A 368-nucleotide genomic window follows, 5' to 3' on the forward strand; every position below is an offset into this window, starting at 1 on the left:
GAGTGGAAGTTCCATTTCCCCCACCAGTTTGTGTACCTTCACCAGTAACGAATGGTGTTGCATCTACACGTTGCCCTTTATAAACAACTTCTAAATGCATGACTTCTCCACTTTCTGTAGTACCACCTGCTGTACCAATCTTATCTCCTTTTTTGATTTCTTGTCCTTTTTTCACATCAACACTTCCAAGGTTTCCATAAATGACTGTAGCGTTTTTATATTCAACTTCTACCATTTTCCCTAAATATCCACCTTCAGTTGTACTAATATTCATTACACGCCCTTTATCTGAAACAGATTTCACTTCTGTTCCATTTGGAGCGAGAATATCAATACCTTGATGTAATCCTTTACTTTCCCCCTCAGGT

1 protein-coding gene is annotated in these 368 nt (G+C 38.6%); it reads right to left on the bottom strand.

What is annotated here, in order from left to right; all coding sequences use genetic code 11:
* The coding region (locus MR160_RS34085) for a M23 family metallopeptidase (protein WP_242299245.1) at positions 1–368 on the bottom strand (368 nt) is incomplete at both ends.

Source organism: Bacillus cereus group sp. BfR-BA-01382 (genome assembly GCF_022663475.1).
In the GTDB taxonomy this organism is placed as follows: domain Bacteria; phylum Bacillota; class Bacilli; order Bacillales; family Bacillaceae_G; genus Bacillus_A; species Bacillus_A thuringiensis_S.